Genomic DNA, 23,015 nt, shown 5'->3' with positions numbered 1-23,015 from the left:
GCGCTATAGCTCCAGGGTGAGGCGGCCTGGGTTGAAAAGGCCGGACGGGTCGAGCTCCTGCTTCAGCCGGCGCGTCAAGGTAGCCACGCCGGGCGCCAGCGGATGGAAGACGCCGTCGCGCGGAACATCCCGATGAGAGGCAGCACGGAAAAGGGTCGCATGGCCGCCACGCGCCTGCGCTGCCGCGCGTATCGATGCTGGCTCTTGCTGACCGCTGACCCAGCGCTGCCCGCCCCCCCACTCGATGAGCGTCGGCCCCAGGGCCATGGGCGCGGTGGCAGGCGGCACGGCTATGCGCCACAGCGGTTGAGACCGGTCGAAGAACTCGTGCGTCTGTTCACGCAGCGACTGCCACAGCAAGGCGGCCCGTTCATCGGGCACCGGCTCGCCGCCAATGCGCGCCTGTGCGGCGTCGATGGCGGGCGGCGCGCCGGACAGGCGCACGAGGATCTCGCCCAGGTCGTCGCGGCCCATGGGTATCCAGCAAGCCGCCGATACCGGCATGGGCAAACGCCGCCACGTCGCGAATGCAGCCAGCGCTTCGCTTTGCGTACCCTGCAGCCGCAGGGATCGCTCCATCATCGGCCGCGGCAAGACCTTCAACGAGACTTCCAGCAACACGCCGAAAATGCCCAGCGAGCCGGCAAGCAGCCGCGACACATCGTAGCCCGCCACGTTCTTCATCACCTCGCCGCCGAAATTGAGCACGCGGCCGTGCGCATCGAGCAGCCGCACACCGAGGACGAAGTCGCGCACGCTGCCGACCGCCATGCGGCGCGGCCCGGCAAGGCCCGCCGCCACGCAGCCGCCGACCGTGGCGGAGGTTCCGTAGTGCGGCGGCTCGAACGGCAACATCTGGCCTTGCGCCGCCAGCTCCGCCTCCAGTTCGCGCAGCGGCGTGCCGGCGCGCACCGTGACGACAAGTTCGGACGGCTGATAATTGACGATACCCCGATAAGCGGTGACGTCGAGCAGGCAATGGCCGTCCTCCGGCCGCAGGGGCCGATGATTGCCGTAGAAAGCCTTGCTGCCGCCGCCGCAGATGAACAGGGGCTTATGCGCGGCGCGCGCGGTCATAACCTGGTCGCACAACTCCGACAGGACGAATTCCATGACGAACCTGCTTCAGAAACGGGACAGGTCCGGGAATCGCAGTTCGCCGCCGTGCACGTGCATCTTGCCGTACTCGGCACAGCGCGCCAGCGTGGGAATCACCTTCTGCGGATTGAGCAGGCAGCTCGGGTCGAACGCACGCTTGACGGCGAGGAACGTATCGAGCTCCTCGCGCGAGAATTGCACGCACATCTGATTGATTTTCTCCATACCCACACCGTGCTCTCCCGTCACGGTGCCTCCCACCTGTACGCACAGCTCGAGGATCGCCACGCCGAATTTGTCGGCGCGTTCGGTCTCGTCCGGCTTGTTGGAATCGAAAAGAATGAGTGGATGCAAATTGCCGTCGCCGGCATGGAATACGTTGGCGCAGCGCAGGCCGAACTCGTCTTCCATCTGTTCAATCGCCCCCAGCACACGGGCAAGGTGCCGCCGCGGGATCGTGCCGTCCATGCAATAGTAGTCCGGCGATACGCGGCCGGCGGCGGGAAACGCGTTCTTGCGCCCCGCCCAGAACCGTAGCCGCTCCGCCTCGGAAGTCGACACCTGCAGTCGCGTCGCGCCGGCTTCCCTCAGCACGGCTTCCAGGCGGGCGATCTCGTGCGCCACCTCTTCAGGCGTACCGTCGGATTCGCACAGCAGGATGGCCTGGGCGTCCATGTCGTAGCCCGCCTGCACGAAAGGCTCCACCATGTGCACCGCCTGCCTGTCCATCATCTCCAGCCCGGCTGGAATGATCCCTGCCGCGATGATATGCGTGACCGCGTGGCCGGCGGCTTCGACGCTTGCGAAGCTGGCAAGCACGACCTGCGCGCACACGGGCTTGGGCAGCAGTTTCACCGTGATCTCCGTCACGATGCCGAGCATGCCCTCCGAGCCGATGAAGACTGCAAGCAGATCCAGACCCGGCGCATCCGGCGCTTCGCTGCCGAGTTCGACGATGTCGCCATCGATCGTCACGACCCGCGCCTTCAGGATGTTGTGCACGGTCAGCCCGTACTTCATGCAGCGTACGCCGCCGGAGTTTTCGGCGACGTTGCCGCCGATGGAGCACGCAATCTGACTGGAAGGATCGGGCGCGTAATACAAGCCGTAAGGCGCCACCGCTTCCGAAATTGCCAAATTGCGCACGCCGGGCTCGACCACTGCCAAGGCGTTCTCGGGATCGATCCGTTTGATGCGGTTCAGCTTGGAAAGTCCGAGCAACACACCCTGGCTGTGCGGCATGGCGCCGCCCGAGAGACCGGTGCCGGCCCCCCGCGGCACCACCGGCGCGTTCAAACGCTTGCATACCCGCAGGACCTGTTGCACCTGCGCCTCGTTTTCGGGCAAGCAAACGACGGCCGGCAAAGCGCGATACAGGGACAGTCCGTCGCACTCATATGGCCGCGTGTCTTCTTCGCGGTACAGCACGCAATGCGCGGGCAACACCGCTTGCAATGCGGCCACCAGTTCCGGGACGGCAGGCGGGGCCACCTGCGCATCCGTAAGGTCGGTCTCTACCAGGGTGTTCATTGCACAAAGATAGCTCGGGGCGGACAAACGCACAGTCAGGGATTTACCCCAACGCACGATCCCGGGCCGCGGCTACCAATCTATGATCTTTCCCGGATTGAGAATGTTGTTGGGGTCGAATGCGTGTTTCAGGCTGCGCATCAGATCCAGCGCGTCCTGACCGTGCTCCTCCAACAGGAAGCCCATCTTGTGAAGCCCCACGCCGTGCTCACCGGTGCAGGTGCCGTCGGCCGCGATGGCGCGCCGCACCAGCGCGTGATTGATGCGCTCCGATGCTTCCCATTCTTCCGTGCTGTCGGGATCCAGCAGCATCAGCACATGAAAATTGCCGTCTCCCACATGGCCGACGATGGTCGTGGGGAATGGCGCCTCGGCGAGATCGCGCGCCGTTTCGCGCACGCAATCGGCCAGTGCGGAGATGGGCACGCATACGTCCGTCGTGCTCGACCGGCAGCCCGGCCGCAATTGCAGTCCGGCGAAATAGGCGTTGTGCCGCGCTGCCCATAGCCGGTTGCGGTCTTCTGGACGGTTGGCCCACTCGAAGTCCATCCCGCCGTGGCCGCGCACGATTTCCTGAACCACCTCGGCCTGCTCCTGAACGCCGGCGGTACTGCCGTGAAATTCAAAAAGCAGCAGCGGCGTTTCACGCAGTTCCAGCTTGCTGTAGCGGTTCACCGCCCGCACGGCGTGTTCGTCCATGAACTCGACCCGGGCGACCGGCACGCCGGCCTGGATGATTTCGATAACGCTGTCCACCGCATCGCCCAGCGAAGCGAAATTGCAGATGGCGGCCGATATGGCCTCGGGTTGCGGATACAGCTTCACCGTCACTTCAGTGATGATGCCCAAGGTGCCTTCGCTGCCGACGAAAATGCGGGTCAGGTCGTATCCGGCCGACGACTTCGGGGCACGGCGCGACGTACGCACGACCCGCCCATCGGCCGTGACGACGGTAAGCGAGACCACGTTTTCGCGCATGGTCCCATAGCGGACCGCATTCGTGCCGGAAGCACGGGTAGCGGCCATTCCGCCGAGACTCGCGTCCGCACCGGGATCGACGGGAAAGAACAAACCGGTATCGCGCAGATATTCGTTGAGCTGCTTGCGCGTCACGCCAGCCTGCACGGTAGCAGTGAAGTCGCCCGCATGCACCTCGAGGACGGCATTCATCTGGGACAGGTCCAGCGTGATACCGCCCTGCACAGGCAGCAGATGGCCTTCGAGCGAAGATCCGGCGCCATACGCGACGATCGGGACGCGATGCGCATTGCAGATTCGCGCGATGGCGGCCACTTCTTCCGTCGTGTGCGCGAACGCAACGGCGTCGGGAAGGACGTCCGGGTATGGGGATTCGTCGTGGCCGTGGTGCTCGCGCACGGCCTGGGCAGTGGACAGCCGTTCGCCGAGGACGGCTCGCAATTCCGCGAGACAGTCTTCAGGCAGCGGCCGGCGCAAGGCGGAAGGAGCGGTCAGGTCGTTCATGTTGTTGTCCGAACCGGAGGGAATCCGTCATTCTACGACGCGGCTCCTTCGCGCTGTGCCTTTTGGTATGCCGCACCGCAGCACGCGCTTACTTGCCGCTGCCGAGCGCCTGCCGGCGCGCCTGCACCGCCTGCGCCAGCCCTTCCAGCAGCTGCACCGACGTCTCCCAGTCGATGCAGCCGTCGGTAATGCTCTGGCCGTAGGTGAGAGGCCTGCCCGGCACCAGATCCTGCCTGCCAGCCAGCAGATGGCTTTCCACCATCAGGCCCACGATGCGGGTATCGCCGTCGGCGATCTGGCGGCCAATGTCCTGCGCGACCAGCGGCTGGTTCTGCGGATTCTTGCTGCTGTTGGCATGGCTGGCGTCGATCATCAGCCGCTGCGCCAGCCCGGCCTTTGCCAGTTCCTGGCTGGCGGCGCCCACACTGGCTGCATCGTAATTGGGCGTCTTGCCGCCGCGCAGGATGACATGACAGTCCTCGTTTCCGGCGGTCGAAACGATGGCCGAATGCCCGCCCTTGGTCACGGACAGGAAATGATGCGGCTGCGATGCCGCCTTGATGGCATCGACTGCGATTTTTACATTGCCGTCGGTGCCGTTCTTGAATCCGACCGGGCAGGAAAGCCCCGAAGCCAGTTCCCGGTGAACCTGGCTTTCCGTCGTGCGCGCGCCGATGGCGCCCCAGGACACCAGGTCGGCGATGTATTGGGGCGTGATCATGTCCAGGAATTCACAGCCCGCCGGCAGGCCAAGCGCGTTGATTTCGAGCAACAGCTCACGGGCCACCCGCACGCCCTTGTTGATGTTGAAACTGCCATCCAGATCGGGGTCGTTGATCAAGCCCTTCCACCCGACCGTGGTGCGCGGCTTTTCAAAGTAAACCCGCATGACGATCTCCAGGTCGCCGCGCAGGCGCTCGCGCACTCCTTTCAACCGCCGCGCATAGTCCAGCGCGGCTTCGGGATCGTGGATGGAGCAAGGTCCGATGACCACCGCGAGACGGTCGTCCATCCCATGGAGTATCCGATGCAGGGCCTGCCGAGCCGAGTAAACGATGTCGGACACCGGCTGGGTGCAGGGAAATTCGCGCATCACGTGCGCGGGCGGCGTGAGCTCCTTGATTTCGCGGATACGCAGGTCATCGGTATTGTGTGACACGGAAAGCTCCTTCCTGGGTACGGGCCAGGCTGGCGGGCACAAAAAAAGCCGCCAGTGTGCTGGCGGCTTTTTCGGGGGGATTCAGGCAAACCTTAGTATGCGCGCAACCCTTCCTCCGCCAGCGGCATCGGAAAGCCATAAAAATAAAAATAAAATCGGGCGGTGAAGCCGCGGTTGCTTGCTTGCGTCATTTCGTCTGCTCATTGCCGGGATTTCGCCCGGCGCGCCTGGGTGACCGGATACGGGCACGCCAATTCAAATCGCGACAAATCCTAGCATAGAAATCCGCCCGCCCGCTAGGCCGTGCCGCCGACGGTCAGGCCATCCATGCGCAAGGTCGGCATGCCGACGCCGACCGGGACGCTCTGCCCTTCCTTGCCGCAGGTGCCCACGCCGGAGTCGAGGCGCATGTCGTTGCCGATCATGCTGACTCGCGTCATGGCGTCCGGACCGTTGCCGATGAGGGTAGCGCCCTTGACCGGATAGGTGACCTTGCCGTTTTCGATCATGTAGGCTTCGGACGCGGAGAATACGAACTTTCCGCTGGTGATATCCACTTGCCCGCCGCCGAAATTCACGGCGTAAAGGCCGCGCTTGACCGACGCGATGATCTCTTCGGGCGGCGTGTCCCCGCCAAGCATGTACGTATTCGTCATGCGCGGCATGGGAAGGTGCGCGAACGATTCGCGGCGGCCGTTGCCGGTCGCGGCTGTCTTCATCAGACGCGCGTTCATCGTGTCCTGCATATAGCCGCGCAAAATGCCATCCTCGATCAGAACGTTGCGCTGCGTGGGATTGCCCTCGTCGTCCACATTGAGCGAACCCCGCCTGTCGGGCAGCGTGCCGTCGTCAATGACCGTCACGCCTTTCGCCGCCACCCGTTCGCCGATACGGCCGGCAAACACGCTGGAGCCCTTGCGGTTGAAATCGCCTTCCAGACCATGCCCTACCGCTTCGTGCAGCAGGATGCCGGGCCATCCCGATCCCAGGACCACCGTCATTTCGCCGGCCGGCGCGGGACGGGCGTCGAGATTGACGAGGGCTTCATGGACGGCATGTTCCACATAGCCGCGCAGAATCTCGTCGGTGAAATACGCGAGTCCGGTACGGCCGCCGCCGCCCGCATGGCCCATCTCGCGGCGGCCGTCGCGTTCGGCAATCACGGTCAGGGAGAGCCGCACGAGCGGCCGTACGTCGGCGGCCAGCCGTCCGTCGCTGCCCGCCACGAGGATGACATCGTACTCGGCACCCAGGCCCGCCATGACCTGGATCACGTGAGGATCGCGCGCTCGCGCCATACGTTCGATGCGCTCCAGCAACGCAACCTTGTCCGGCGCGCTCATGGTAAGCAACGGATCGATACCGGGATAAAGGTCGTGGGCCCGCCCCGCTTCGCCATTGCCCCGTACCTTCGCCTTGCCGGCGCCTTGACGGGCGATGCCGCGCACGGCACGCGCTGATGAAAGCAAAGCTTCAGGCGATAAGGAGTCGGAATAGGCAAAAGCCGTTTTCTCGCCGCTGATAGCGCGCACACCAACCCCCTGCCCGATCGAAAAGCTGCCCGTTTTGACGATGCCTTCTTCCAGGCTCCAGCCTTCGCTGCGCGTGTACTGGAAGTACAGGTCGGCGTAGTCGACCTTGTGGGTGAATATTTCGCCAAGGGCGCGCGCCATATCGGCCTCGCTCAGTCCCCAAGGGTCGAGCAGAAGCGATTTGGCGGTGGCCAGGGCATGAATGTCGGGATCGGTGATTTTCATACGGACAACTCGGTGGCGGTTCACATGACGCGATGGCGCAGCGCGGGCAAGGCCGTTCGGACCTCGGCAAGCCTCGCGGTGTCTATGTTACCCGCTACCACACCCGGGCCTTCCGCCAGCACGTCGATGATCTCGCCCCAAGGATCGATGAGCATGGAATGGCCCCACGTGCGCCGTCCGTTGGGGTGCAGGCCGCCCTGGGCGGGCGCCAGCACGTAGCACTGGTTTTCGATGGCGCGCGCCCGCAGCAGGACTTCCCAGTGTGCCTTGCCTGTGGTGTAGGTAAAGGCTGCGGGGACGAGAATCAGGTCGACTTGGCCCAGCGCCCGGTAAAGCTCGGGAAAGCGCAGGTCATAGCACACCGATAAGCCGACTTTCGCGAACGGCGTCTCGAAAGTCCGGACGCCGCTTCCGGGCCGGATGGCGATGGATTCGTCATAGGCCTCGGCGCCCCGCTTGAAATTGAACAAATGAATTTTGTCGTAGCGGGTCAGCGGCTTGCCGTCCGGTCCATATACGAGCGATGTGTTGTAAACGCGGCGCTCATCCGGACTTTCCAGCGGGAGCGTGCCGCCGGCCACATAAACCCCATAACGGCGCGCCTGCGCCGATAGAAATTCCTGAATGGGGCCTGCCCCTTCGGTTTCCCGAATCGCCAGCTTATCGTGATCTTTTTGTCCCATGAAGCAGAAATATTCGGGCAGCGCGACAAGCGCGGCGCCGGATTCGGCCGCTTTTGCGATTAATAGAGCCGCGGCGTCCAGATTCTCCTTCACAATGGGCGTGCTTACCATCTGCACCGCTGCAATGCGGGAGGACGCGGGACGATCAGGAGGATGAGTCATCGGAAACAAATAGATTCAAGAATTCCAGGGATAATCCAAGAAGTGATTTTGTGCTATTGTCGACAAAATAACTATAATCTGGACGGAAAATCAATTCCCATAATAAGGATCGATACACCATGCCAAGAGAAACCTACGCCGCGCAGCAGGCAAGGATCGAAAAAGAGATCGATAAACTGCGTAAAAAGGCGGAAGCGCTTCAGCTCAAGCGGCGCAAGCCTGTGATCGCTTCGATCGTGCGGTCCATGCGCGAATACGATATCACTCCAGAAGAAATTGCGGCCGCTTTCGGCAAGCCCGCCGCCGCGCGCCGTGGGCCCGCAAAGAAGAGCGCCGCAACGGCCGCAGCGACTCCCGCGAAGCGTCCGGTCGCGCCGAAGTATCGGCACCCCGAAACCAAGGAAACGTGGAGCGGCCGCGGCAAGGCGCCGCGTTGGCTCACGGCGGCGGAAGCCGCCGGCGCTTCCCGGGAGAGTTTCCTCATCCAGTAAATCCCGGCCGTTCCGGCACTGCCGGTCTCTGCCCTTCCATCTGCCCCGCGGCTCCGGCTGCGGGGTTTTTATTGGCGAACGAATGGAACGGCGCGGGGCAAGCGTTCCCGGCCACGGCTCAGTGGCCTACGGTATAGCGCACGCGACGTTCCGAGCCGTTGTTTGCGGGGAAGTTGTCGAAGATGGCCCGCACCAGGTAAGGCATCACCTTCAGCAGTTCCTCCCGTTCCGAGACGCTATACGAAGTTGCCCGGTAAACCTCCTTGCCGCCCTGGCTGGCGTCCCGGATGATGACCGTGAGCGAATTGCGATACGCCGCCACCGGCACATCGACCCAGTCAGGGCCCCAGTACCCCCAGGGGCCCCAAGGACGTCCGTAGTAGCCGGGGCCGAACCCCCCATAAAAATATGGGTCGTAAGGCTGACGGACATTAACCTGTGTCTGCGTCGTGCCATAGGCGAATGAGACGTCAAAGCGGGCCGGCTGGCCCGGCTTGGCCTCCACGAGTCCGGTGCTGCCGATGCCGGCGCGCACCATGTCCTGAAAATTCTGATATTCCAGGTTGTTGTTCTGCCCGGGATCGTTCAGCACGAAACGATAGGGCTGCCCCGTCGCGTCCGCCGGCCATTGCTGGAAGGACGTGACGCGCGCCGAGACCGATTCCGTCGTGGCGCATCCCGCCACCATCCCCAGGATCAGAAGCAGGGCGAAAGCGTGCGCCATGCGCCATGAGCGATACAGCTTGGTCAGATACATAAGGACTCCTGCGTAACGACGAGGCGCGAGCGCCCACGGGTCATCATAATGCGGTGCACGGCAGTATTGGACAGGAAACTGGAAGCAAAGTTTTGCGAGCCCTCCCAAGGCCCGACCTACAATAGGGGCCGACTTTCCTCAGACAGGCTATGCCATGCGTACTGAAACCTCCGTCACCGTCTACCGCAAGGATTACCGCCCCTATCCCTTCGATATTCCGCAGGTTTCGCTGGCCTTCGATCTGGAGCCGGACGTCACGACGGTTACGTCCCGGCTGGAGGTACGGCGGCACCCCGGCGGCGGCGACGCGCCTCTCGAGCTCGATGGCAGCGAACTAGAGCTCATCTCCGTGTCGCTGGATGGGCGGCCGCTGAGCCCGGGCGCATACCAGCTGGACGCGGACAAACTCATCCTGCCCGGTCTCGGCAATGAGGCCGTCGTGGAGATCGTCAGCCGTTGCCGGCCATCTGAAAATTCCACGCTGATGGGCCTTTACGTGTCCGGCGGGAACTTCTTCACGCAATGCGAGGCTGAAGGCTTTCGCCGCATTACCTGGTTTGCGGACCGGCCCGATGTGATGTCGCGTTATCGCGTCACGCTGCGGGCCCGGCCGGATTATCCCGTACTGCTGAGCAATGGCAACCTGCTGGAAAGCCGCACCCTGCCGGACGGCCGCAAAGAGGTCGTCTGGGAAGACCCCTTCCCGAAGCCTTGCTATCTGTTTGCCCTGGTTGCGGGGCAACTGACGCATCGCGAAACCCGTTTGAAAACGGCTTCTGGACGCGAGGTCCTGCTGCAGGTTTACAGCGACCCGGGATCCGAATCGAAAACAGAGTGGGCGCTGGAATCGCTCGTGCGGGCCCTGCGGTGGGATGAAAGCCGTTTTGGGCTTGAACTTGATTTGGACCGCTTCATGGTGGTCGCGGTGCGCGACTTCAATATGGGGGCGATGGAAAACAAGGGCCTGAATATTTTCAACGCTGCTTACGTGCTGGCCGACGCGCAGACGGCGACGGACGCGAACTACGAGGCAATCGAGTCGGTCATCGGCCATGAGTATTTCCATAACTGGACGGGCAACCGCGTTACCTGCCGCGACTGGTTCCAGCTGAGCTTGAAGGAAGGGCTGACGGTGTTCCGGGATCAGGAATTCAGCGCGGACATGATGGCGCGCGGGCTGGACGAGCGGGCGGCCGCCAGTGCGCGCGCCGTCAAACGAATCGACGACGTGGTGACGTTGCGGGCCGCGCAGTTTCCGGAAGATGCGGGCCCGATGGCGCACCCCATCCGCCCCGAAAGCTACCAGGAAATCGGCAATTTCTATACGGCCACGGTTTATGAGAAAGGCGCCGAAGTCATCCGGATGCAGCATACGCTGCTGGGCGAGGGGGGCTTCCGCGCCGGGATGGACGAGTATTTCCGTCGCCACGACGGCCAGGCGGTAACGTGCGACGACTTTGTCGCCGCAATGGAGTCGGTATATACCCGCCAGCATCCGGGCCGCGATTTGTCGGTTTTCCGGCGATGGTACCGGCAGGCCGGAACGCCGCGCGTCAGCGTGGAATTGCATTACGACGCGGCCGCGCGCCGCTGCACCGTCGGCCTGTCCCAGCGCTGCGCCCCCGTAGGGGTGGAAAAAACATCGCCCGATCCCGCCGGCAAACAGCCGTTCCACATTCCCTTCGCCTTGGGCCTGCTCGACCGGCATGGCAACCCCATGACGTTGCGCATGGACGGCAAGCAAACCCAGACGGCATTGCTGGAACTGGTTTCGGAAAGACAGGAGTGGGTGTTCGAAGATATACCCAGTGCCCCCGTTCCTTCCCTGCTTCGAGGTTTTTCCGCCCCCGTCATCGTGGAATACCCATGGACGGACGAAGAGCTTGCGCTGCTGTCCGCGCATGACACCGATCCGTTCTCGCGCTGGGAAGCGGGACAGGAACTGGCAACGCGGGAGATTCTGGGCTTGGCCGCGCTGCACCAGGCGGGCGCGCAGCTGCATGTCAAACCCGCCTTCGTCGCCGCCTGGCGCGCCCTGCTGGAGGATCCCGGCCTGGATGCGGCCTACCGCGCGCGGGCCCTGTCGCTGCCCTCGGAAAAAACGCTGGCCGAGCGCATGGCGGCCATCGACCCGCCTGCCTTGGCGGTGGCGCGGGATTTCGTCCGTGCCGAGCTGGGCAGGCAATTGGCCGACGCATGGCGCGCCGCCTTCGCCAGCTGCCAGACGCCGGGCCCGTACAGCCCCGCGCCCGAGCCCGCGGGCAAGCGCGCCCTGAAGAACATGGCGCTGGCCCATCTCATGGCCGGAGGCGACGCCGAAGCGCAAGCCTGGGCGCTCGCGCAATATGAGCAGGCGGGCAACATGACGGATCGCCTGGGCGCCTTGACGGCGCTGGTCAATTACGGCGACCAGGAAACCGCCGCGCGCGCCTTGAGCGGCTTCTACGAACAGTGGCAGCAGGATCCGCTCGTGATCGACAAATGGTTCAGCCTGCAGGCCACGGCGCGCTCGACCACTGTGGATACCGTGCGCGGGCTGATGGCGCACCCGGCCTTCACTCTGCGCAATCCCAACCGCGCCCGCGCCCTGATATTCCAGTTCTGCCTGAACAACGCGCGTGGCGTGCACGTCCCCGACGGATCCGGTTATGCGTTCTGGGAAGAGCAGGTACTCGCGCTCGATGCGCTCAACCCGGAAGTCGCGGCCAGGCTGGCGCGCGCAATGGACAACTGGTCACGCTTCGTTCCCGCGCTGCGCGATCCCATGCGGGCGGCCCTGGAGCGCGTGCGCGGCCACGCCGGCCTGTCCCGCAACGTGATGGAGATCGTCTCGAAGGCGCTGGAGCTGGCTGCTTGAAGATTATCTGTTCTAGGAGAGTCGCTTGAAACGTAAAACCCTGACCCAATACCTGGTGGAACAGCAGCGCCAGGCCCAGATCGTAAAACCCGAAGTGCGGCTGCTGATCGAAGTGGTGGCCCGCGCCTGCAAAACCATCAGCCACGCGGTCAGCAAAGGGGCGCTCGGCGGGGTGCTCGGCAGCCTTGACACCGAAAACGTCCAGGGCGAAGTCCAGAAAAAACTGGACGTCATGTCCAACGAGGTCCTGCTGGAAGCAAACGAATGGGGGGGCCACCTTGCGGCGATGGCGTCCGAAGAGATGGAAACGATACATCCCATTCCGAATCGCTATCCCAAAGGCGAATACCTGTTGCTGTTCGACCCGCTCGACGGGTCCTCCAATATCGACGTGAATGTATCGATCGGCACGATATTCTCGGTGCTGCATGCGCCGCATCAGAATGAGCCCGGTCAGCCCGTCACGGAGAAGGATTTTCTGCAGCCCGGAAGCCAGCAGGTCGCCGCCGGCTACGCGGTCTATGGGCCGCAGACCATGCTGGTGCTGACCGTGGGCGCGGGTGTGGTCGGGTTCACGCTGGATCGGGAGATGGGTTCGTGGGTGCTGACGCACGAAAAGCTGGAGATCCCGGCCGACACGAAGGAATTCGCCATCAATATGTCGAATATGCGTCATTGGGCGCCGCCCGTGAAGCGCTATATCGACGATTGCCTGGCGGGAAAGACCGGTCCGCGCGGCAAGGATTTCAATATGCGGTGGGTGGCCTCCATGGTCGCCGACGTGCATCGCATCCTCACCCGTGGCGGCATTTTCATGTACCCCTGGGATGCGCGTGAACCCTCCAAGCCGGGCAAGCTGCGGCTGATGTACGAAGCCAACCCGATGAGTTTCATCGTCGAACAGGCCGGCGGCGCGGCCATCGATGGCAAGCGGCGCATTCTGGATATCCAGCCGTCCCAGCTGCACGAGCGCGTCAGCGTGATACTGGGTTCGCGCAATGAAGTGGAGACGGTGGCTCGTTACCATCGCGAGCACGACACTGCGCAGTAGGCGCAATCTTCAAAAAAACGGCGCCCCAGGCAGACTGGGGCGCCGTTTTTTTTACTCCAGGGCGGCAGAAGTTATTTCACCTCCTGAATGGAGCGGACTTCGTCCTTGTTTATCTGCACATCCTTGCCGTTATTCTCGTACTGGTACATCCCGGACTTTTTATCGTACTCGGGCTTGTCCGGCGTCACGATCTGCGAGCCGTCCTTGGTCTGCACAACGGAAGGCGACGAACATCCCGCCAGAACGCCCGCTGCAACAAGCGCCAAAACCATCGACTTCTTGGTCATGTCGTATCTCCTTTCGTGAGGGACAGACCCAATGTATCGAAGCAGGCCTCGGCCAGTGGTGACCGGATGTGCAGAAAATGCGAGCGTCTGTTAATCCGGTTCAAACCGGGGCGATGCGCCGGCAGCGAGCGCGCGCTGCCGGCGGCCAGCGTCAGCCGGCCGGCATCAAAACGGTCGCCCCGGTCGTTTTACGGGAAGCCAGCGCGGAGTGAGCCTCTGCGGCCTGCTCAAGCGGGAAACGCTGGTCGATACGCATGCGAATCTTTTTCTTCAGCACCAGGTCGAACAATTCGTCGGAAGCGGCTTTGAGCTTCTCCGGCGTATTGACGTGCGGGCCAAGCGACGGGCGGGTCAGGTACAGGCAGCCTTTTTGATTGAGGATATTCACGTTGACGCCGGTCACCGGGCCGGAGGCATTGCCGAAACTCACCATCAGCCCGCGCGGTTCGATGCAATCGAGCGAAGTTTCCCAGGTGTCCTTGCCCACGCCGTCATACACGACCGGCACTTTCTTGCCATTGGTCAGCTCGAGAACCCGTTCGACGACGTTCTCGCGCGAATAGTCGATGGTTTCCCATGCGCCATGTTCGCGAGCAAGTTCGGCCTTCTCCGGACTCGATACGGTGCCGATGAGCTTGACGCCCAAGGCCCGCGCCCATTGGCACGCGATCAGACCGACACCTCCAGCCGCGGCGTGGAACAGAATCGTCTCGTGTCCCTGCAGGCGGTAGGTCTGGCGGAACAGATACTGCACCGTCAGTCCCTTGAGCATCATCGCAGCCGCTTCATCGAACGCGATCCCTTTCGGCAACTTGACGACGTTATTGGCCGGCACGTTGCGCATTTCCGCATAGGCGCCTAACGGGCTCTGGCCGTATGCCACGCGGTCGCCCTTTTTGATGTGCGCAACATCGCTGCCGACCGCCTCTACCACGCCGGCGGCCTCGAAACCCAGGCCGTGCGGCAAAGGATGGGGGTACAAGCCGGTGCGGTAATAGATATCGATGAAGTTCAGTCCCACAGCGTGCTGGCGGACCGTCACTTCATTGGGCGCGGGAGGAGAAACCTCCACGTCCACCAGCTTCAGCACTTCGGGGCCGCCATGCGCCTCCAGCTGGATTGCCTTGACTGTATTGCTGGCCATACGACGCTCCTTTCTTTTGCGTTTGTCGTGAATGAATGGGTCGATAAACGGTGGCGATTCGCGCGAGAAGATCAGGCCGGCCTGCCGGCCGCCCGGCTGCGTCCGGACAATACGAAAACACCCGCCAATACGAGCGCCGTCCCCGCCAATTGCCAGGCGGTGATGGGCTCGCCAAGAAACCAGAAAGCCAGGAACAGCACCGACACCGGCCCCAGCATGCCAAGCTGGGCGGCAAGCGGCGGACCGATCCGCGAAACTGCGCCCATGATCATGAAAACCGGCAGGACGGTGTTGAGAGTGGCATGTATGAAGGACAAGCCGTAAAAGCCGGCGGGCTGCACGAGCGTCGAAGCAGGATGCAGCAGGAAAAACTGGATCAGGCACGCAATGCTGGATACGGACATGGCATACGCGGTCAGCCTGGTCGAACCCACACGCTTGACCAGTTCGCCTGAACCGATCAGATACAACGCATAGGTCAACGCCGACGCAAACACGAATGCCGAGCCCAGGAGCACCGCATCGTGGCCCGTCTGCGCCATATCGTGGGCAAAGACCAGCACCACGCCGGCGTAGGACAACAGCAAGGCCAGCCATTGGCGCGACGCAATGGGGCGCTTCAGCCAGAACGCCGTGATGAGCAGCACCAGCGTCGGAGACAGAAACAGGATGAGGCGCTCCAGGCCCACGCTGATATAGCGCAGGCCAAGAAAGTCCAGGAAGCTGGACAGGTAATAGCCGATGAGCCCGAGCAGGACGACCTTGATGCGTTCCCGCCCCGTCAGGACCGGAATCTCCCCGCGCCGCGCGCGGCGCGCCTGCAGCCACCCGATCACCGCGAAGAACGGCAGGGAGAAAAGCATGCGAAAGGCGATAAGTGTCACAGCGTCAACGCCGTACGCATATGTGAATTTGACGACGATGGCTTTGCCGGAAAACAAAATTGCGCCCAGGGCGGCCAACAGGAAGCCGACGGCGCGGCTGGATAGACCGGCTGCGGCCGGCGTGACGACGGTGGAATTCATGGCAGCGATTTTATGGTTGGGGTCGGGGGATTTGCACCCTCTTTCTTCGCGGCCGTGACAAAGGCGCGATATCGGCGTGGCAAGTCGGCCGAACGGCACGATCGCACCCTTGACAGTAGTTGCCTAGGCAGCTAAATTTACGTCCACGCGCAATGCAACTACTGCCATGTCAGAAGATTCCCCTCTTTATCGCTGCGATCGCAGCCGGGTTGAGGACAACCCCGGCTACCTCATCAAGATGGTCTACAACTCCATGAACCGGGCGTTGGACCAGGAAATGGCGCCGCTAGGCCTCACCGCCACCCAATGGCGCCCCGTGGCCATGATCGCACTGGGCCGCGCGGACACGGCGGCGGAGCTGGCTCGGCTGAACGGCGTGGACACCGGCGCAATGACCCGTACGCTCGACCGGCTCGAGGCAAAGAAGCTGGTGCGCCGGCAGCGCAGCGAGCAGGATCGCCGCGTGGTGCGCATCGAGCTCACCGAGGAAGGACAAGCCATCGCCCGTGACATTCCGGCCAATATCGCGCGCACCGTGAATCACTACCTGCGCGGCTTCAGCGAAGCCGAAGTCGCGATGCTCATGCACTTCATGCGCCGCATGCTGGCCAACGGATCGGCGCCCGTGCCGCCGGGCAGGTCATGACCGGCCGGCGCCTGCCCCGGCCATTGTCCGCCAAGATACTTGACTAGTCAGTAAGTAAACAGTCAGCAAGTTGACAAGAAACTTAAAGCCGCTGCCCGGGTATGCCGGGGCCCGGATTCCGTATCGCGAAGTCAAAGCTATGAAACGCCTATCGAGTTTACTGGTCGTGATCGCCTTGAGCGGTTGCGCATTCATGGACAAAGGCCCGGACGCCGTGCCCGAACTATCGGGACAGAAGCTGGGCCTGAGCGATCAGGCGCCTGCCTGGCCGACAACCCAGTGGTGGGAGCGCTACGGCGACCCGCAGCTGAACGCATTGGTCCAGGAGGCGTTGGCGAACAACCCGTCCATGACGTCCGCCCAGGCCCGCCTGGCGCAGGCCAATGCCGCCGTGCGGGGCGCCCGCGCCCCCCTCTTCCCCCGCGTGGACGCCAATTATTCGCTGACGCGCGAACGGATGTCCGAGAACTACATTTATCCCGAGCCGCTCGCGGGGTCGGTCCAGAGCGACACCCGCCTGGGTCTGGACTTCAGCTATGAGCTGGATTTCTGGGGAAAGAACCGCGCCGCCCTGCAGTCGGCGCTGTCGCGCGAACAAGCCGCCGAGGCTGACAGGCAGGCGGCGCGCACCATGCTGTCGAGCGCCATGGTTCAAAGCTACCTGAGCCTGCAGAACGCCTTTGCCCAGCGTGAAGTGCTCAAACGCATCATCGCGCAGCGCGAGGAAACGCTGTCGATTACGCGGCAGCGCTTCGGCGCGGGCCTGGATACCCAGGTGGAAGTCAAGCAGGCGGAATCCCAGCTTTCACAGGCAAAGGTCGAACTGACGCAGATCGAGACAACGCTGGCGCAGTTGCGCAATCAGGTCGCGGCGCTGGCGGGCGCCGGGCCGCAACGCGGGCAAAGCCTGCAGCCCGTGACGCTGACCGTGCCGGCCGGCGGCATCCCCGCCGCGGTTCCGCTCGAACTGCTCGGTCACCGCGCGGACGTGGCAGCCGCACGATGGCGAGCGGAAGCGGCACGACGCACCATCGACGTCGCCAAGGCCCAGTTCTATCCCAACGTCAACCTGACGGCCTTTATCGGCTTCCAGGCGCTGGGCACCAACAACCTGCTGGAAGCGGCCAGCCGCACGGCTTCCATCGGCCCCGCGATCTCGCTGCCCATCTTCCATGGCGGCGAACTGAACGCCAATCTGGCGGGGCGGCGCGCGGACGCTGATCTGGCGGTGTCGGACTACAACCAGACGGTGCTGGACGCGGTGCGCCAGGTTGCCGATGCGCTGGATGCGCTGCGCCTGATCGGCCGCGAGACGGCGGAGCAACGGCAGGCACGCGAATCCATTGACGCGGCATATGAGCTTGCCGTGAACCGGTACAAGGCCGGGCTGGGCAATTACCTGACGGTATTGATTGCGCAGAACGATGTGCTGGCGCAGGCACGGCGGGAAACCGACTTGCGCTACCGCGCCTACAAGCTCGACGCCGATCTCGCCAACGCGCTGGGCGGCGGCTACGTCGCCCCATCCGATGACGCCACGGTGGCCCAGGCCCCGGCGAATGCAAACACCACCCATTGAAGAACCGGACTCTGACGTCATGAACGCCCCTCAAACCTCGAACCCCAAACGCAAGCGCCTGATGCTCATCGCAACGGCGGTGTTCGTGCTCATCGCCATCGCATACGGCGCATGGTGGTGGCTGGTCGGCTCGCACTTCGAGAGCACCGACGACGCCTACGTACATGGCAACCTGGTCCAGATCACCCCCCAGGTGCCCGGTACGGTCGTCGCCATCGAAGCGGACGACACCGAGACGGTCACCGCGGGCGCTCCGCTCATCAGGCTTGATCCCTCGGACACCGACATCGCCCTGCAGCAGGCGGAAGCCAAGCTCGCGCAGACGGTGCGCCAGGTGCGCACGTTGTTCGTGCAGAACGATGCGCTGGCCGCCGACGTGGCGGTGCGCCAGGCTGACGTCGAGCGCGCGCAGGCCGACCTGACCCGCGCCCGCAGCGACTTCGCCCGCCGTCAGATGCTGGCCAAATCGGGCGGCGTCAGCGGCGAGGAAATCCTGCATGCCCAGACCACGCTGAAGGCGGCGGAATCCGGTCTGGCGCAGGCCAAGGCTGCGCTGGAAGCCGCCAAGGCCAAGCTGGAAACCAACCAGGCGCTCACCCATGGCACCACGGTGGAAAACCACCCGGACGTGCGCGAGGCGGAAGCGGAACTGCGCAATGCCTGGCTGGCCCGCTCCCGCACGGTGCTGCCTGCCCCCGTCACCGGCATGGTGGCGCGCCGGAGCGTCCAGGTGGGCCAGCGCGTCGCACCCGGCAACACGCTGATGAACGTCGTGCCGCTGGACCAGGTGTGGGTGGAAGCCAACTTCAAGGAAGGCCAGCTGCGTGACATGCGTGTCGGTCAGCCTGTGAAGCTGACTGCCGACCTGTACGGCGGCAGCGTCACTTACCACGGCAAGGTTGTCGGCCTTGACGCGGGGACGGGCAGCGCCTTCGCGCTGCTGCCGGCGCAGAACGCCACCGGCAACTGGATCAAGGTCGTGCAGCGCGTGCCCGTCCGCATCGCGCTGGATCCGGAAGAGCTCAAGGCACATCCCCTGCGTATTGGCCTGTCCATGGACGTCGAAGTCGACCTGCGGTCTCAGGAAGGCGCGGCCGTGACGCAATCGCAACGCACGGAACCGGCGCTGGCCACCCGGGCCTTCGAACCTGACCACCAGCAGGCCGAAGTTCTGATCCAGAAAATCATCGAAGCCAATCTTGCAAGATGAATCCTTCCAGCAATGCCGTACCGGCCCCGAAGCAGGAACCGGAAGCGCCCGGTAATGCCGCACCCGCGCCGCGCACCTACCCTCCCCTGGAAGGCAGCGCGCGGATAATCGGGTCGATCGCGCTGTCGACGGCCGTGTTCATGAACGTGCTGGACACGTCCATCGCCAACGTGTCCATTCCAACCATCTCCGGCGACTTGGGGGTCAGCACCAGCCAGGGCACGTGGGTGATCACCTCCTTCGCCGTGGCCAACGCGATCACGGTGCCGCTGACCGGATGGCTGACGCAGCGCTTCGGGCAGGTTCGGCTGTTTCTGGCCTCCACGCTGCTGTTCGTGCTGGCGTCGTGGCTGTGCGGTTTCGCGCCCACGCTGGAAGCCCTGATCGCGTTCCGCGTACTGCAAGGCGCCGTCGCCGGGCCCATGATCCCGTTGTCGCAGACCCTGATGCTGGCGAGCTTTCCCAAACACAAGGCCGGCATGGCGTTGGCGGTGTGGGCCATGACGACCTTGGTGGCGCCAGTGGCCGGCCCCCTGTTGGGCGGATGGATTTCCGACAACTACACATGGCCGTGGATCTTCTACATCAACGTGCCGGTGGGTCTGGTGGCCGCCTGGTTCAGCTGGCGCATCTACCGCGACCGGGAATCGGTGACGCACAAGCTGCCCATCGACAAGACAGGCCTGGTGCTGCTGGTGGTCTGGGTGGGCGCGCTGCAGGTCATGCTGGACAAGGGCAAGGAGCTGGACTGGTTCGAAAGCTCAACCATCGTGACGCTGGCCGTCGTGGTCGTGGTCGCTTTCGTGTTCTTCATCATCTGGGAATTGACCGAGGCGCATCCGATCGTCGATCTGCGGCTTTTCAAGGGCCGCAATTTCACGATCGGCGCCGCGACGCTCGCCATCGCCTATGGCGTGTTTTTCGGCAACGTCGTGCTGCTGCCGCTGTGGCTGCAAAGCAATATGAACTACACCGCCACGGACGCCGGTATCGTCACCGCGCCAGTGGGAATCCTCGCTATCGCCCTGACCCCGGTGGTGGGCCGCATGCTGGCAACCCGCGATCCCCGCCAGCTTGTCACGTTCGCCTTCATCGTCTTCGCCCTTGTCTGCTACATGCGATCGAGCTTCACGCCGCAGACCGACATCGGCGCGTTGATGGTGCCCACGGTCATTCAAGGCGCCGCCATGGCTGCGTTCTTCGTGCCGTTGACCTCGATCACTTTGTCGGGGCTGGAGCCATGGCGCATACCGGCGGCGGCGGGCCTGTCCAACTTCTGCCGGCTCACCGCGGGCGCGTTCGGCACCTCCATCGCGACGACGCTTTGGGAGAATCGCGCCACCATGCACCATGCGCACTTGACCGAAGCGGCACACCCTGGCGCTCATGCCTACGGCCCCGTCATGGACGCTTTGCACAGCGCCGGGATGACTGCGGACCAGGCCCTGCAGGCGCTGAATGGCATGCTGGACACCCAGGCCTTCACGATGTCGGCGCTGGACGTGTTCTACGGCTCGGCGATCGTCTTCCTGTTGCTGACGGGTCTGGTCTGGTTCGCGCGTCCCGCGCGCGCCAAGGATGCCGGCGCCACGGAGGCAGCGGCGGGCGCCCACTGAGTACGCACACGGCGCGGCGCAGGCCGCGTTGCGCCGTGCATCTCGCCGGAGGGCTGCGCGCCGGTCCGTCTGGCTCAGGAAACGAGATTGCGCCAGTCGACCTTGGGAATGATGCGATCGGACAGGGCGCTGTTCATGGACAGATTGAACAGATGCACGCCGCGCTCCTTCAACAGGGCGGCCGCGTGCAGAAAAGACGGCTCGATCAGGCGGTCGAAATTGCGCACCAGCCGGCTGTTTTCTGGTCGGGCTTCCTTGTAGAAACGCCGGGCGCCCGAAAAGCCGAGATCCAGGCCATGCATGTAAATGCGCCGCACGCCGCCAGCCACCAGGATTTGCAGCCCGGCATAGGCGACCGTGTCCGCGTCGAACACGCCGCTGGCCAGATCGAAGCTGTATCCCAATGAACGCCGGGGATCGAACAGCGACATCGCGGGGTTTTTCCTGGCCATCGCGGTCAGTTCTTCGGGCCGGCAATGCGGCTGGAAAGCGCGCTCGGACACGACTTCAATGACGCAGATGCGGCACCGGTAGCGTTCCGGCGTGGGCAGGCCCTGCACCATGTACCGCAGCACATCGGGGGTAACGAACAGCGTGAGCTCGCGGTCGACGACTTCGCGCATCAGGTCGAGCCGGCGCCGCACGAAATTCTGATCGATCACGCAGTAGTACTTGAACGGGATATCGAACTGCCTTGCGAGCGAGATCGAACCGTTGACCCCCATCGCAGCCTGCATGGGCAGGCGATCGTACGCGATCTCGGCCACCGAAGGGCCGCTCAGGATAAGGTGTACTTCGTCGTGCTGTTCGTGGAATGCCTGAGACAGGGGCGTCAACGGCACCGGGCGTCCGAAGGCGGAGAACGATGAGATGGCGCCCTGCTCGTCACGGCGGATCGACACATACGGCCAGAGATGGCGATTGTGCTGCATCCTGCGGCTACGAAACAGCGCATAGCATTTGCGCCAGAAACGGTCGAGCGGCTTGTCGCCTACCGTGTCATTGCCCGACGCAACGGCGCTGCCGGCTTCCGGTTGATCGGAAACCTTTCCCGTAACCAGGGACTCCGCGTTGTCGACAGCCAAACCTGTGGAAGATAACAATGCCAAACCCGAACGAAAAAAACCAAAAGTACAAAAATGTTCCCGTGAGCGGGCCGCAGTCGCGGGAGATGTAACGCCGCAGCGCGCACCGCGGCAATCAGACTATACCCCCGCAGCGCTTCCAATAGGTTGAATTTCCATCGGAATTTACAAACTTGCAGGGGAAAACCCGCTTACAAGGCGCTCTGCCTTTCCGGAAGCTCGAACCAGGCCGCGCCGCACGTCGCGGGGTCGCCTCGACTGCCCCGTACACGCACTAATTACGTTTTGTTGCGGCGCGGCAGGCGACTGCCGCCATACCTTACATCGCGGCCACGCGTTCGGCGACGGCGCGCCCGACGTCTTCGGTGCGGGCGTCGCCCTTCATATCCGGCGTGCGCGGGCCGTTGGCCAGCACGTGCTCGATCGCGGCGACGACGGCGGCGGACGCTTCGGGATAACCCAGGAAATCCAGCATCAGCGCCCCGCTCCAGATCTGGCCGATCGGGTTGGCGATACCTTTGCCGTAGATGTCGGGCGCCGAACCGTGGACGGGTTCGAACAGCGACGGGAATTTTCGTTCCGGATTCAGATTGGCCGAAGGCGCGATGCCGATGGTGCCGGTGCAGGCGGGACCGAGGTCCGACAGAATATCGCCGAACAGGTTGGACGCCACCACCACGTCGAACATATCCGGCCGTTGCACGAAGTGCGCGCAGAGGATGTCGATGTGGTACTTGTCCCAGCGCACGTCGGGATAGCGCTGCGCCATTTCCGCCACCCGCTCATCCCACCACGGCATGGAAATGGAAATTCCATTGGATTTGGTCGCCGCGGTCAGATGCTTGCCCCGCTTGCGCGCCAGTTCGAACGCGAACTTCAGGACGCGTTCCGCGCCGACGCGGGTGAAAACGCTCTCCTGGATCACGACTTCGCGCTCGGTGCCCGCAAAGAGTTTGCCGCCGCTGTTCGAGTATTCGCCTTCGGTATTTTCGCGGACGATGAAGAAATCGATATCCCCGGGCTTGCGGTTCGCCAGTGGCGAGACCACGCCCGGCATCAGCCGCACAGGCCGCAGATTGATGTATTGGTCGAAGTCCCGCCGGAAGCGGAACAGCGATCCCCACAGCGCCTCATGGTCCGGCACGGTTTCAGGCCACCCGATGGCCCCGAAGAAGATGGCTTCATGGCCGCCGATCTGCGCCGCCCAGTCGTCCGGCATCATCTTGCCGTGCTTGGCGTAATAGTCGCAACTCCAGTCGAAATGGTCCCACTGGAACTGGATGCCGAATTTGGCGGCCGCCGCATCCAGCACGCGCAGCCCTTCAGGGACGACCTCCTTTCCAATACCGTCCCCGGGAATTACCGCGATCCTGTGTTTGTCAGCCACTGGCCGTCT

The 23,015-nt window shown here is 63.6% G+C and carries 19 protein-coding genes; 7 read left to right on the top strand and 12 right to left on the bottom strand.

Annotation, left to right across the window (positions count from 1 at the left end):
- Positions 1 to 3: 3 nt before the first annotated feature.
- The 6 genes from glcE to CAL13_RS08030 form a co-directional block, all read right to left on the bottom strand.
- The gene (glcE, locus tag CAL13_RS08055; RefSeq protein WP_086056946.1) at positions 4 to 1,113 is read right to left on the bottom strand and encodes a glycolate oxidase subunit GlcE; all 1,110 of its coding nucleotides are present in this window, start codon (positions 1,111 to 1,113) and stop codon (positions 4 to 6) included.
- Between the two features lie 12 nt (positions 1,114 to 1,125).
- Positions 1,126 to 2,628, bottom strand: a complete 1,503-nt coding sequence (locus CAL13_RS08050; protein WP_086056945.1) for an FAD-linked oxidase C-terminal domain-containing protein — start codon at positions 2,626 to 2,628, stop codon at positions 1,126 to 1,128.
- A gap of 72 nt (positions 2,629 to 2,700) precedes the next feature.
- Positions 2,701 to 4,110 carry an FAD-binding oxidoreductase gene (locus CAL13_RS08045; protein ID WP_086056944.1) on the bottom strand — a complete coding sequence of 470 codons (1,410 nt, stop codon included), beginning with the start codon at positions 4,108 to 4,110 and terminating at the stop codon, positions 2,701 to 2,703.
- Between the two features lie 88 nt (positions 4,111 to 4,198).
- Complete coding sequence (aroG, locus tag CAL13_RS08040) at positions 4,199 to 5,269, bottom strand: 3-deoxy-7-phosphoheptulonate synthase AroG (RefSeq protein ID WP_086056943.1); 1,071 nt, start codon at positions 5,267 to 5,269, stop codon at positions 4,199 to 4,201.
- Positions 5,270 to 5,565: 296 nt separating this feature from the next.
- Complete coding sequence (tldD, locus tag CAL13_RS08035; RefSeq protein ID WP_086072035.1) at positions 5,566 to 7,026, bottom strand: metalloprotease TldD; 1,461 nt, start codon at positions 7,024 to 7,026, stop codon at positions 5,566 to 5,568.
- A gap of 20 nt (positions 7,027 to 7,046) precedes the next feature.
- Positions 7,047 to 7,871 carry a carbon-nitrogen hydrolase family protein gene (locus CAL13_RS08030; RefSeq protein WP_086072034.1) on the bottom strand — a complete coding sequence of 275 codons (825 nt, stop codon included), beginning with the start codon at positions 7,869 to 7,871 and terminating at the stop codon, positions 7,047 to 7,049.
- 119 nt (positions 7,872 to 7,990) lie between these two features.
- Here CAL13_RS08030 and CAL13_RS08025 point away from each other — a divergent pair, with 119 nt between their 5' ends.
- Positions 7,991 to 8,362, top strand: a complete 372-nt coding sequence (locus tag CAL13_RS08025) for an H-NS histone family protein (protein ID WP_086056940.1) — start codon at positions 7,991 to 7,993, stop codon at positions 8,360 to 8,362.
- A 118-nt stretch (positions 8,363 to 8,480) separates the two neighbouring features.
- Here CAL13_RS08025 and CAL13_RS08020 read toward each other — a convergent pair whose 3' ends face one another.
- Positions 8,481 to 9,119, bottom strand: a complete 639-nt coding sequence (locus CAL13_RS08020) for a DUF4136 domain-containing protein (RefSeq protein WP_086072033.1) — start codon at positions 9,117 to 9,119, stop codon at positions 8,481 to 8,483.
- Positions 9,120 to 9,273: 154 nt separating this feature from the next.
- Between CAL13_RS08020 and pepN the strand changes: the two genes are divergently transcribed.
- Together pepN and CAL13_RS08010 are read left to right on the top strand one after the other, a co-directional pair.
- Positions 9,274 to 11,976, top strand: coding sequence for an aminopeptidase N (pepN, locus tag CAL13_RS08015; protein ID WP_086072032.1), 2,703 nt, complete (start codon positions 9,274 to 9,276; stop codon positions 11,974 to 11,976).
- Between the two features lie 25 nt (positions 11,977 to 12,001).
- Positions 12,002 to 13,027: a class 1 fructose-bisphosphatase gene (locus CAL13_RS08010; RefSeq protein WP_086072031.1), complete on the top strand. Its 1,026-nt coding sequence runs from the start codon at positions 12,002 to 12,004 to the stop codon at positions 13,025 to 13,027.
- Positions 13,028 to 13,098: 71 nt separating this feature from the next.
- On the opposite strand, the gene CAL13_RS08005 is transcribed toward CAL13_RS08010, so the two are convergent.
- From CAL13_RS08005 to CAL13_RS07995, 3 genes are all read right to left on the bottom strand, one after another.
- Complete coding sequence (locus CAL13_RS08005; RefSeq protein WP_086072030.1) at positions 13,099 to 13,314, bottom strand: YgdI/YgdR family lipoprotein; 216 nt, start codon at positions 13,312 to 13,314, stop codon at positions 13,099 to 13,101.
- A 151-nt stretch (positions 13,315 to 13,465) separates the two neighbouring features.
- Positions 13,466 to 14,458, bottom strand: a complete 993-nt coding sequence (locus CAL13_RS08000) for a quinone oxidoreductase family protein (protein ID WP_086072029.1) — start codon at positions 14,456 to 14,458, stop codon at positions 13,466 to 13,468.
- A gap of 71 nt (positions 14,459 to 14,529) precedes the next feature.
- The gene (locus CAL13_RS07995; protein ID WP_086072028.1) at positions 14,530 to 15,483 is read right to left on the bottom strand and encodes a DMT family transporter; all 954 of its coding nucleotides are present in this window, start codon (positions 15,481 to 15,483) and stop codon (positions 14,530 to 14,532) included.
- A 166-nt stretch (positions 15,484 to 15,649) separates the two neighbouring features.
- Between CAL13_RS07995 and CAL13_RS07990 the strand changes: the two genes are divergently transcribed.
- From CAL13_RS07990 to CAL13_RS07975, 4 genes are all read left to right on the top strand, one after another.
- A complete protein-coding gene (locus tag CAL13_RS07990) occupies positions 15,650 to 16,129 on the top strand; it encodes a MarR family winged helix-turn-helix transcriptional regulator (protein ID WP_086056933.1) in 480 nt (159 codons plus the stop codon).
- A gap of 139 nt (positions 16,130 to 16,268) precedes the next feature.
- Positions 16,269 to 17,708, top strand: a complete 1,440-nt coding sequence (locus CAL13_RS07985) for an efflux transporter outer membrane subunit (protein WP_086072027.1) — start codon at positions 16,269 to 16,271, stop codon at positions 17,706 to 17,708.
- 19 nt (positions 17,709 to 17,727) lie between these two features.
- Positions 17,728 to 18,918: an HlyD family secretion protein gene (locus tag CAL13_RS07980; RefSeq protein WP_086072026.1), complete on the top strand. Its 1,191-nt coding sequence runs from the start codon at positions 17,728 to 17,730 to the stop codon at positions 18,916 to 18,918.
- On the top strand, positions 18,915 to 20,534 hold the full coding sequence (locus CAL13_RS07975) for a DHA2 family efflux MFS transporter permease subunit (RefSeq protein ID WP_086056930.1): 1,620 nt from the start codon (positions 18,915 to 18,917) through the stop codon (positions 20,532 to 20,534). Before CAL13_RS07980 ends, CAL13_RS07975 begins: the two co-directional genes overlap by 4 nt.
- Before the next feature lie 74 nt (positions 20,535 to 20,608).
- Here CAL13_RS07975 and CAL13_RS07970 read toward each other — a convergent pair whose 3' ends face one another.
- Both CAL13_RS07970 and CAL13_RS07965 read right to left on the bottom strand, forming a co-directional pair.
- Positions 20,609 to 21,619 carry a hypothetical protein gene (locus tag CAL13_RS07970; RefSeq protein ID WP_232467791.1) on the bottom strand — a complete coding sequence of 337 codons (1,011 nt, stop codon included), beginning with the start codon at positions 21,617 to 21,619 and terminating at the stop codon, positions 20,609 to 20,611.
- 319 nt (positions 21,620 to 21,938) lie between these two features.
- Entirely contained in the window at positions 21,939 to 23,006 is a 1,068-nt protein-coding gene (locus tag CAL13_RS07965; protein ID WP_086056929.1) for a tartrate dehydrogenase, read from the bottom strand.
- Between the last annotated feature and the right edge of the window lie 9 nt (positions 23,007 to 23,015).

The sequence above is a fragment of the Bordetella genomosp. 9 genome (assembly GCF_002119725.1).
GTDB lineage: Bacteria > Pseudomonadota > Gammaproteobacteria > Burkholderiales > Burkholderiaceae_B > Bordetella_C.
This window is presented reverse-complemented; position numbering and strand designations above follow the sequence as displayed.